This is a genomic window from Phenylobacterium sp. (genome assembly GCF_020253645.1).
Classification (GTDB): Bacteria; Pseudomonadota; Alphaproteobacteria; order Caulobacterales; family Caulobacteraceae; genus Phenylobacterium.
On the sequence record NZ_JADCBG010000146.1, the window covers coordinates 1 to 9,792 of the forward strand.

The following is a 9,792-nucleotide window of genomic DNA, read 5'->3' on the forward strand; positions in this document are numbered from 1 at the left end:
AACGCCAATCCTGCGGGCGTTCGAGCAGCGCCAGCAAGGCGGTTCGAGTCTGTTTGGAGATGTTGGGGCGTCTCGGCACTACACCAATCTATATATGTAGAGTTTATGGCGCAAGCGGGATTATCGTTTGACCTGAAGCGGGGCGACGTAATTCTGTGCTCCAAGCCGGTGGCGAAACCCGGCGTTCGCAAAACCACCCATCTGCGGTCATAAGCGGAGCCGATCCGCGATCCCGATACCTGCCGAGCAGCTCCAACGGGTTTTTCACCAGAAGCAGAATTTCTCGAACCGACCCCAAGGCGGCCAAGTCCGCGAAGCTAACTTCCAGCCCTTGCCGAGCTCTCCGCCTCCGGCTTCCTCGATGTTCTCCGGCCCGAGGCCGAGGGCGGGGCGGGGCTGGACCTCTCCGGCCTCTTCCCCCTGGCCTTCGAGACCGGGCGCAGGGCCGCGCCGCCGGCCATCGTCCAGACCCTGCTGGCCCGCCTCGTCGATCCTGAGGTCCTGGACTGCGTCGATGCCGCTCCCGTGCTGGCGGCGGGCGGCGTTCCGGCCGAGACGGGCCGCGCCCTGTGCGCCGCCGCGGACGCGGCGGTCATGGCCGGGCTGATCGACGCCCTCCAGTCGATGACCCTGGACCACGCCTCGACCCGCCGGCAGTTCGGCCGCGAGATCAGCAAGTTCCAGGCGATCCAGCACCAGATCGCCGTCATGGCCGAGGAGGTCATGGCCGCTCGCATGGCCGCCGAGACCGCCCTCGTGGGTGCGCCCCTGTCCATCTCCCCGCCTGCAGCGGCCGTCGCCAAGATGCGCTGTGGCGAGGCGGCCCAGGTCTGTTCGGGGATCGCCCACGCCGTACATGGCGCTATCGGCGTCAGCGCCGAGCACGCGCTGCACCGCTTCACCGGAACCTTGCACCGCCTGCGGCTTTCCCACGGCGGGGAGTCCTACTGGGCGCGTCGCCTGGGGGAATGGGCCCTGTCCCGGCAGGACGACGCTGCGACACTGGCGCGCAGCCTCTAGAGCATCCATTCCGGGTTCGTCGCCGCCTCAGCAGCGCTCCTCGGGTGTTGCGGAACCTAGAGCCCGTCAAGCCGGCAGCCCCGCGCCACCAGGAAGGGCCTCAGGGCCCTGTAAGCCTCCCCGTGCCGCAGCAGCGGTATGCGTGGGTAGAGGTGATGCAGGATGTGGAAGGGCATGCCCGAGGACAGAAGGATCCCGAGCCGGCTGCGGAAGGCGCGGGTGTCCCGGTATCGGCCCATCTCCTCCGCCGGATGGTGCGGCGCCCAGCTCAGGTAGAACTGGATGTAGGTGGTCCCCAGGATGCGCGGCAGCCACCAGATCAGGGCCGCCTCGATGGCGAAGCCGGACCAGGCCAGGGCGAACAGGATGGCGTGGTAGGCCAGGGTGTAGACGGCGGCGACGAGGCCCGCTCGCCGGGCCTCGTCCGTTCCGATCCGGGCCAGGGCCTTGCCGTAGTTTCCCCCCGTCGCTGATCCCGGCTGGCGATGGGCGATGGTGTTCAGAAGGTGCCGCCAGGCGTTCGGCGCCTTGGTGTGGATGTCCGGGTCCAGCTCCGGGTCATTGGCGTGCAGGTGGTGCTCGTAGTGGGTCAGCCGGGCGACGCCGTAGGGGAGGAGCATGGGCAGGGGCGAGAGATGGCCCACCAGTTCGTTGAGCCAGAACAGGGGTTCGCCCTCGCGGGCGATGATCCGGTGCTGGGCCTCGTGCGAGGGCAGGTAGCAGAGAGCCACGTTCAGGGTGGCGATGGGGAAGGCCAGCCAGAGGGGCATGACCCCGGACAGGGTCAGGGGCCACAGAGACAGCCAGACCGCCAGGTTGCCCAGGCCCCAGAGGACCGAGCCCCAGGGCAGGCCCCCCATGAAGCGCGCCGCGACCTCGGACTCAAGCCGGTTGAGCTCCTTCGGCGGCAGGGCGCGGAGGGCCTCGACGGAGAGGTCGGTCACACCCAGCGACCTGTCTTCTGGGCGATGGCGCCCCACCCGCCGCCGATCACCAGGCCTACGATCAAGGGCCAGGGCGTCCCGGAAATTGAGGGGAGGGTCCGTTCCAGCGTCTGGGCCACCAAGGGCGCCAGGAAGCCGATCCCGAACAGAAAGGTAAGGTTCCGGAAGATCAGGGGGAGAAGGCGACCCAAGCAGATTCCCTTTTGATGCATCGGTATGGAATCCGAAAGTGACGCATGCGTCAACTTCTATCTGGACGTCAGTGGGCCGAGCCTGGGGACCTTCCTTGTTTCGGCCCACTACACGGGCGGCTCCATGAAGAGTCCGCGGGCAAGGCCATGTTGGTGGTCGCCTCCGGCTTGAAGCCGACGCGGCCCTGGCGGGGACCTGAACCCCCGCCAGGACCTTCCGGTCAGGACTCCATTTCCTCACGGATGGTCTTGCGCGCCATCCAGAACATGGCGAAGGCCAGGATCCCGAAGCAGGTGGAGATCATCAGCGCCCACCGGACGCCCTGAGCCGAGCCGAGGCCGACGCCGTTGGCCATGATGTCGGAGATGATCCCGACGACCGTCGGGCCAAGGCCCAGACCGATCAGGTTGATCACGAACAGCAGGATGGCCGAGGCTGTGGCCCTCATGTGCGGCGGCACGATCGATTGGCCGATCGCGTAGACCGGGCCATACCAGAGCGAGCCGAGGAGGCCGTTGATGACCAGGATCCAGAGCGCCACCGAGGCGGACGGTACGCTGACCGCGATTATATAGATCGGGACGGCGATGAGGGAGGCGATCGCAGGTACGACGACGTAGCCCCTGAGGTCGGTCTTTGCGAACCGGTCCGCGATCTGTCCGCCCAGCCAGGACGAGATGATCCCGGCGGTGCCGCCCATCAGGCCCAGGGCGAGACCCATGAAGCCCACGGATCCCAGATCGAACCTGGCCGCGAGGCGGCTGATCTCCTCGCTGTGCACCCGCAGGAAGAAGCTGGCTGTAAACGGGGCGTGGCCATAGCCGATGAAGGCCTTGATGGCTGCGCCGAGCGCGATCAGCCAGAAGGTCTTCTTCTTCATCAGGTAGGACAGGGTCTCGCGGAAGGTGGCCTGGGCGGCGGTGACCCGGGCGCTGTGCGCCGCAAGGATCTTGCGGGGCTCGCGAAGGGTCAGGAAGCAGAGCAGGGCGAACAGGAGCCCGGGCACGCCGGCGACAAGAAAGGCGACGCGCCAGCCATAGGCATCGGCGATCAGGCCGCCCATCACAAGTCCGAGCAAGCCCCCCAGGGGCGTGCCCATCGAATAGAAGGCGAGGGCGGAGGCCCGCTTTTCCTTCGGGACATAGTCGGCGATCAGGGAGTGCGCAGGCGGAGTACAACCTGCCTCGCCAATGCCGACGCCAATGCGGCAAAGGACCAGCTGGACGAAGTTTGTGGTCGCGCCCGAAAGGGCCGTGAATCCTGACCAGACAGCCACCGAGGTTCCGATGATGTACGGGCGGTTCTTCCTCTCGGCCAGTTGGGCGAGGGGGATTCCAAGGACGGTGTAGAAGAGCGCGAAGGCCAGCCCGCTCATCAGGCCCAGCTGCCAGTCGGCCAGCTTGAGCTCGTTCTTTATCGGCTCGGCGAGGATGTTGATGATCGACCGGTCGAGGAAGTTGATGGTGTAGATCGCCAGCAGCAGGAGCATGGCGTACCGCGTGTAGGCCGCCGAGAACGGAGCTTCGGTGATGGAGGCTGTCGGGGGTGGTGCGATGGGATCCGCCGACGGTGTTGCAGTCTCTGTCATTTGGTCTTCCCGGGCTCCCTGGGGCTTTTTTGTTTTGGTCGCGTCTTTGGCGCGGTGCTTCAGTCCGGCGAAGCCCCGACCTTCTCTATGGGCGCCTTCGGCGGCGGCCTCAAGATCAGAATCAAGGGTATCATCGCCATGGTGATCAGCGTCATCCAGCTAAAGATGTCGACATAGCCGATCATCATCGCCTGGCGAGTGACTTCTCCGTTGAGCTGCGACAGCCCCTCGGAGGTCGTCAGGGCGCCCTCGAAGGGCAGGACGTCATTGAGCATCGGACTGGTGGGGTCCATCCGGGAGGAGAGTTCGCTGTGGGCCAGCGCGCTGTTCCGCAGGACCATGGCCTGAACGATCGAGATCCCGACGGCCGATCCCATGCTTCGGGCCATTGTCGCCAGGATGGTGCCCTCCACCCTGTGCGCCGGGCTCAGGGTGACGTAGGCCAGGGTGCTGAGCGGCGCAAAGAGCAGTCCCGTGCCGACCCCCTGGATGAAGCCGCTGATGATGATGGGCTGCTCTGTCATCGACAGGTCGAAGCCGGCCATCGCCCACAATGAGGCTATGCTCAGGACGGTGCCGATGAACAGGACCTTCCGGGCCCCGAGCCTCTGGATCAGGAACGGGACCATCAGGAAGGAGATCAGAGAGCCGAGGCCCCGGCTGACGCTGGCCTCGCCGGTCTGCATGGCCGAATAGCCCATCAGGTTCTGCATCATCACCGGCAGAAGGGCGGTGGTGGAGAAGAGAAGGACGCCGACAAAGAAGCTGAAGATGGTCGTGCCGACGAAGTTTCCGTCCCTGGCGAGGTCGCGGTGAAAGAAGGGATGTCGCGCCGTCGCGGATTGAACCATGAAGACCCATAGCCCCGCCATGGCCAGGGCGAGCCAGGCCCAGATCTCCGGCGATTCCCACCAGTCCTGTCCGGGCCCCCGATCCAGCATGACCTGGAGACCGACGACAAAGGCGGTGAGGGCGGAAAAGCCGATGACATCGAAGGGCCGTTGTCGCCCTCCAGGATCGTCAGCCATGAAGGCGGAGACCCCCAGCACCGCGATGATGCCGAGGGGCAGATTGATGAAGAACACCCAGCGCCAGTTGAGGTGCTCGGTGATCCACCCTCCGACGATGGGACCGAGGATCGGACCCATGATGACCGCCGCGCTCCAGAGGCTCATGACCCGGGGGATCTGTTCCTGCGGGTAGGTGTCCAGCATCACGGACTGGGAGAGGGGCATCAGGGCGGCCCCCGCCAGACCCTGCAGCGTGCGATAGAGCACCATCTCGGGAACCGTGGTGGCGATCCCGCAGAGCATGGAGGCGGCCGTGAACCCGATGATGGACAGGACGATCATGCGCTTGCGGCCGAACTTCATGGCCAGCCACCCGCAGAGGGGCGTCATGACCGCCGTGGCCAGGATGTAGGACGTCAGGACCCAGGTCAGCTGCTCGGGAGAGGCCGAGATGCTGCCCTGCATCTGGGGCAGGGCGACGTTGGCGATGGTGCTGTCCAGGGTGTGCATCAGCGTGGCGAGCATAAGCGCGCCCGTGATGGGAATTCGGTTCGCCTTGTCCTTTTCGAGGAAGTCCGGAGAGTCAGTCATCGCCCGATGACCGCCAGTCGGCCCCTGCGGCGGCGAAGAGTCCGATTGCATCGGAGAGGCGTCGCGCCTCGGCAATGGCGAGGTTGCGCCTTGCCAGACTGAGTTCGCGCCGCGCGTCGATCGCCCGAAGAAGCGGCGTGCCGCCAAGCCGCACGCCAGACAGCGAGATCTCGGCGTCCTGCTGGGCGGAGTCCACCGCCCGCTGGTAGGCGGCGACTTCCGCCTCCCCGTCCTCGAGAGAGGAGAGGAGGTCGCCCACCTGTGCGAAGGCGGCCAGGACTGTGCTCCGGTAGCGCGCCTCGGCTTCCCGCAGCTCAGCTTCCGCCGCGCGGCGGTTCGCGCGGGACAGTCCGCCATCGTAGAGCGTGGCCGTCAGTCCGGCCGACAGGCTCCAGCCACGGGAGTCCGACCGAGACAGGTCCTCGATCTGATTGGCGGTCTGGGCCCGATTACCAGTCAGGTTCAGCTTGGGAAGCGGATCCGCCTCGGTCGCCCGTGCCGCAAGGCGGGCCGCCCGCAGGTCAGCCTCCGCAGCCTGGATGTCCGGGCGGCTCCGGACCAGTTCCGAGGGCAGGGCCAGCGGGATCGCAGCGGGAAGGCTCAGGTCCGAGAGCTGAAAGTCCGGCGGGGTCCATTGCGACGGTTCGCGGCCTGCGAGAAGGGCGAGGCGCCTGCGGGACTCGTTCCTCTGGCGCAGGAGATCGGGCATCCCGGCCTCGTCCTCGGCCAGCTGAGCCTCGATCCGGACCCTCTCCGATCGTGATATTCCCCCAAGAGCTTCAGCCTTGAAGGCAAGGTCGACAAGTTTGCGGTCATCCTCGATGACCTGCTCCGCCGATGCAATCTGGGCGTTCAGGCCGGCCAGCCGCACGGCTTCCAGCGCGACATTGGCCGAGAGGGTGAGGGCGGCGGCGTCAGCCTCCCAGCGGGCCTTGTCGGCCAGGGCCCCCGCCTCCGCCGCGCGCCCCTTCAGCACGCCGAAGACGTCCGGGTCGTAGCTGACCAGCCCGCCGAGGCTGAAGATGCTGAAGGTGCGGCTGGGAAATCCGCTGAAGCCGAAACCCTTGCTGTTGAACAGCTGGCGCTCCGTCCGAGCGTTGAGGCCGAGCCGCGGAGACAGCAGCGCTCTGGCCGCGTCGGACTCCGCCTGATGTCGATCCAGCACGGCGCGGGCCTCGGCCAGATCGGGGGACTCCTCAAGGGCGATCCGGATCACCTCGCCCAGCTGCGGAGAGCCGAGCGCAGTCCACCAGTCCTTCGATCGCGCGCCAGCTTCGAGCACCCGCGCCGGCGTCGTCTCGCCAGCCATTCCGTATCGGTCCGTGATCGCTGCGGAGCCAGCTCCCGGGGCCGTCTCCGGCGCAGTCGCACAGCCTCCGAGAAGTGCGATCCCGGCGAAGATCGCCGGCACTCCTGTCCAGCGCCGGCCGGTTCTGGGACGCCCGGTCACGGGCCTATTCCCGGTCACGACCGGACCGCACGTCGACCCTGACGGTCGCCGAGAGGCCTGCCCGGGTCGCCATCTCCGGCGGGGGCTCGTCGAACTCGATGCGAACAGGCAGGCGCTGCGTCACCTTCACCCAGTTTCCCGTGGCGTTCTGGGCGGGCAGGGCGGAGAAGGCCTGGCCAGTCCCCGGCGCAAAGCTGGCGACACGGCCCTTCAGCCGTCCTTTGGGATAGGCGTCGATATGGATCTCGACCGGCTGTCCGACGCGCATCCGCGCCACCTGGTCTTCCTTGAAGTTGGCCTCCACCCAGGGCCGGCCTGACAGGAGCCAGAAAGCCGACTGAGAGGCGTTGAGATAGGCGCCGACGGGCATCTGATCGACGCGCGCGACAACGCCGTCGGACGGCGCGACGACCTCGGTATAGGAGGCGTTCAGCTGCGCCCGCTCGACCTGGGCGCGGGCCTGGAGCACCGCCGCCGCATCCGATCCCGCCTTGGGGTCACCGCCGAGAACGGCGAGGGCCGCCGCCGCGGACTGTTCTGCGGCGCGCAGCTGTTCCCTGGCGAGGCGGGCGGCATGTCGGGCCTGGTCGGCCTGCTGAACCGATCCTGCGCCCGCCTTGGCCAGCCCGGCCTGTCGGGTGGCCTCGGCTTCGGCATAGCTGAGTTTCTCCCGCGCGGCGGCCACATTGGCCTGCTCGCGCCCGAAGACGGCGCGCTGCTGGGCCACCATCTGCTCGGCGCTGGCAAGTTGAGCCTCGGCGGCGGACAGGTTCGCCCGGGCGTCGCGGGAGTCGAGACGGAAGAGGACCTCCCCTTTCTTCACCGCCTGGTTCTCGCGGACGTAGATCTCGACGACCCGGCCTGCGATCGAGGGCGCAACAGGGGTCTTCGCCACCTGAACGAAGGCGTTGTCGGTGGTCTGGAAGCGACCGAGGGAAACAAGATACCAGGCCAGTACGGCCAGGATGAGCAGCGGCCCGCTCACCATGACGATCCAGCGACGCGACAGGCCTCCGCCCTTGCGCACGCCGCCTCCCTCCGACGCCTTGTCGGTCACGCGACTTCCTCCCCATGCCTTGTGCGGGCCCTGTCCTGCATCGCCCCGTGGGCGTGAGTCTGGACCTGTCTGTAAGGTCATGTTCGGCCCAATGCCGCCCAAGGGCAAGACGGCACGTCGGCTTCAGCCGGATTTTCTCACGCATTTTCTATTACTTAGCCGGAGTGTACTGAGGCGTCCAATAATCCTGCTGCGGAACTCGCTTGCCGGTGGCGTCGCCCGTCCCGATCCTGCTTCGCCAGAGCCGGGAGACAGGGCGCTGCGCCTAGGCCGGCGAGCGGATGCCCTGGCGCAGGGCGGCGTCTCCGGCCGAGAAGCCATCCTGCACCAGCCAGAGCCGGAGCAGGTGGCGTTTGCGGGCTGGATCATCCCAGTCCTCGTAGGCAGTCCGCTTGTGAAGGATCGACGCGTTCTTGAGGAACTGGATGTCGCCGGGCTGGAAGTCCATGTCGAGGACGTGGTCGGGATCGTTGGCGGTCGTCTCGATGAAGCGCAGGACCGCCTCCTGGTCCGCGGACAGGCGCGGGGCGTCGGCGTGCTGCTGGCTCTCGCGGATGTACCAGGGGATGAAGAACAGGTTCAGGCGGCCCTCCGCCAGGCGGCAGATCGGACGGCTGAACCAGGCCGGCGCTCCGGGCCGGTGCTGGCCCTGCGTGTCGAAGGGATAGGCGCTGAACAGGGCCGGGACGAGGTCTGGCCGTTCTAGCAGGAGCCTGTTGAAGATGGCGGCCGATGAGGCGATGCGGCTGGTCCCGCCGGACTTCGCCCCCTGCAGGCAGAGAAGGCCGATGATGTCCGCGCCGTCGGTGTGGAAGTCCTGCTCCGCCCGAGTCCTGTAGAGCCGGACCCCGTAGGCCTTCGGGTCGGCGCCGGTGTCCCGGACATGCCCCAGCAGGTCCCCGTCCGTGTTCTGCGAGATGGCCCGGCCCATGTGCAAGCCAAGGCCCCAGTAGATGTCGGACGCCGCCTCAGGCCCAAGCTCCCCGACCGGAAGCCCCCTCAGCAGCAGGAATCCCCTGCCGCCGTCGAGATCCTCCAGCCAGCCCTCGACCTCGGGGCCCAGGCCTGGAAGGGGGAAGTCCGACCGGGTCCAATTCGCCCGGTCAAGGGTCCTCGCCCTCGCTGTCGCTCGCGCCGCCATCAGTTCCTGCACTTCCCATCCTGACAGGGTCCGCCGCCAGTCTCCGCGCCTGGCCATGTCGCGGCCGAGCCAGGTGTCTGCGGTGGTGAGGGGTGCGGGCGTCAGCATGGGCCGTCCTTGCGCTCCGTTCCGGGTCTCCAGATTGGGACCTGGATTAGGATTCGACAATTCCGGAAATCTCGATGTATTGAGGCGCAATGTCCGGGAATGTCCTGCCGTCTTCCGTCTCCGCCGTCGCCGCCCTGGGCGCATTGGCCCACCCCGGCCGCCTTGAGGTCTTCCGGCGGCTCGTCCGGACGGGCCCTGCGGGACTGGCCGCCGGAGAGATCGCCCGGGTGACAGGCAGCCTGCCAAACACCCTGTCCTCCAACCTGGCCATCCTCGCAGGGGCGGGTCTTGTCAGGTCACGCCGGGAGGGGCGCTCCATCATCTACTCCGCCGACTTCGGCGCCATGCGCGGCCTGCTGTCCTACCTGATGGAGGACTGCTGCGACGGACGGCCCGAGATCTGCGCGGACCTCTCCCCCGCCTGCGTCCCGGTCCCGGCGCCCTGAACACCACCTTCCGGAGACGCCCATGAACGACGCCCGACGAAACGTCCTTTTCCTGTGCACCGGCAATTCCGCCCGGTCGGTCATGGCCGAGGGTCTTCTCAGTAGCCTTGGCGGCGACCGGTTCCAGTCCCACTCCGCCGGGTCCTTCCCGACCGGACGGGTCAATCCGGGCGCCTTTCCGGTCCTCAGGTCGCTTGGCCTCGACCCCGGCGACTTCCGCTCCAAGTCCTGGGATGAGTTCGCCG

General features: G+C 67.3%; 10 protein-coding genes and 1 pseudogene. 3 read left to right on the plus strand and 8 right to left on the minus strand.

Annotated elements, in window-relative coordinates; all coding sequences use genetic code 11:
* Window positions 1–264 precede the first annotated feature (264 nt).
* Window positions 265–639 (minus strand): hypothetical protein, encoded by a 375-nt coding sequence (locus INE98_RS10180; RefSeq protein WP_293538701.1) that lies wholly within the window; start codon window positions 637–639, stop codon window positions 265–267.
* On the opposite strand from INE98_RS10180, the gene INE98_RS10185 reads away from it, so the two are divergent.
* Window positions 595–1,020 (plus strand): acyl-CoA dehydrogenase family protein, encoded by a 426-nt coding sequence (locus tag INE98_RS10185; RefSeq protein WP_293538703.1) that lies wholly within the window; start codon window positions 595–597, stop codon window positions 1,018–1,020. The two genes, INE98_RS10180 and INE98_RS10185, sit on opposite strands and share 45 nt — an antisense overlap.
* 56 nt (window positions 1,021–1,076) lie before the next feature.
* On the opposite strand, the gene INE98_RS10190 is transcribed toward INE98_RS10185, so the two are convergent.
* The 7 genes from INE98_RS10190 to INE98_RS10220 all read right to left on the minus strand — a co-directional run bounded on the left by INE98_RS10190 (window position 1,077) and on the right by INE98_RS10220 (window position 9,101).
* Complete coding sequence (locus INE98_RS10190; RefSeq protein ID WP_293538704.1) at window positions 1,077–1,964, minus strand: fatty acid desaturase; 888 nt, start codon at window positions 1,962–1,964, stop codon at window positions 1,077–1,079.
* The gene (locus INE98_RS10195) at window positions 1,961–2,155 is read right to left on the minus strand and encodes a hypothetical protein (protein ID WP_293538705.1); all 195 of its coding nucleotides are present in this window, start codon (window positions 2,153–2,155) and stop codon (window positions 1,961–1,963) included. The genes INE98_RS10190 and INE98_RS10195 overlap by 4 nt, the downstream gene beginning before the upstream one ends.
* 221 nt (window positions 2,156–2,376) lie before the next feature.
* Window positions 2,377–3,744 carry an MFS transporter gene (locus tag INE98_RS10200; protein ID WP_293538707.1) on the minus strand — a complete coding sequence of 456 codons (1,368 nt, stop codon included), beginning with the start codon at window positions 3,742–3,744 and terminating at the stop codon, window positions 2,377–2,379.
* A gap of 59 nt (window positions 3,745–3,803) precedes the next feature.
* Entirely contained in the window at window positions 3,804–5,345 is a 1,542-nt protein-coding gene (locus INE98_RS10205; RefSeq protein WP_293538708.1) for an MDR family MFS transporter, read from the minus strand.
* The gene (locus tag INE98_RS10210; RefSeq protein ID WP_367120187.1) at window positions 5,338–6,813 is read right to left on the minus strand and encodes an efflux transporter outer membrane subunit; all 1,476 of its coding nucleotides are present in this window, start codon (window positions 6,811–6,813) and stop codon (window positions 5,338–5,340) included. Before INE98_RS10210 ends, INE98_RS10205 begins: the two co-directional genes overlap by 8 nt.
* Window positions 6,800–7,852 (minus strand): HlyD family secretion protein, encoded by a 1,053-nt coding sequence (locus INE98_RS10215; protein ID WP_293538710.1) that lies wholly within the window; start codon window positions 7,850–7,852, stop codon window positions 6,800–6,802. Before INE98_RS10215 ends, INE98_RS10210 begins: the two co-directional genes overlap by 14 nt.
* 265 nt (window positions 7,853–8,117) lie before the next feature.
* A complete protein-coding gene (locus tag INE98_RS10220) occupies window positions 8,118–9,101 on the minus strand; it encodes a TauD/TfdA family dioxygenase (protein ID WP_293538712.1) in 984 nt (327 codons plus the stop codon).
* An 89-nt stretch (window positions 9,102–9,190) separates the two neighbouring features.
* Here INE98_RS10220 and INE98_RS10225 point away from each other — a divergent pair, with 89 nt between their 5' ends.
* Both INE98_RS10225 and INE98_RS10230 read left to right on the plus strand, forming a co-directional pair.
* Window positions 9,191–9,547 carry a helix-turn-helix transcriptional regulator gene (locus INE98_RS10225; RefSeq protein ID WP_293538714.1) on the plus strand — a complete coding sequence of 119 codons (357 nt, stop codon included), beginning with the start codon at window positions 9,191–9,193 and terminating at the stop codon, window positions 9,545–9,547.
* A 22-nt stretch (window positions 9,548–9,569) separates the two neighbouring features.
* Window positions 9,570–9,792: pseudogene (locus tag INE98_RS10230) on the plus strand (arsenate reductase ArsC); the annotation flags it as partial.

Coding starts and splice junctions, on each gene's coding strand:
- INE98_RS10185 (WP_293538703.1), top strand. CDS start 595: ATGGCCGGGCTGATCGACGCCCTCCAGTCGATGACCCTGGACCACGCC.
- INE98_RS10200 (WP_293538707.1), bottom strand. CDS start 3,744: ATGACAGAGACTGCAACACCGTCGGCGGATCCCATCGCACCACCCCCG.
- INE98_RS10205 (WP_293538708.1), bottom strand. CDS start 5,345: ATGACTGACTCTCCGGACTTCCTCGAAAAGGACAAGGCGAACCGAATT.
- INE98_RS10220 (WP_293538712.1), bottom strand. CDS start 9,101: ATGCTGACGCCCGCACCCCTCACCACCGCAGACACCTGGCTCGGCCGC.
- INE98_RS10225 (WP_293538714.1), top strand. CDS start 9,191: ATGTCCGGGAATGTCCTGCCGTCTTCCGTCTCCGCCGTCGCCGCCCTG.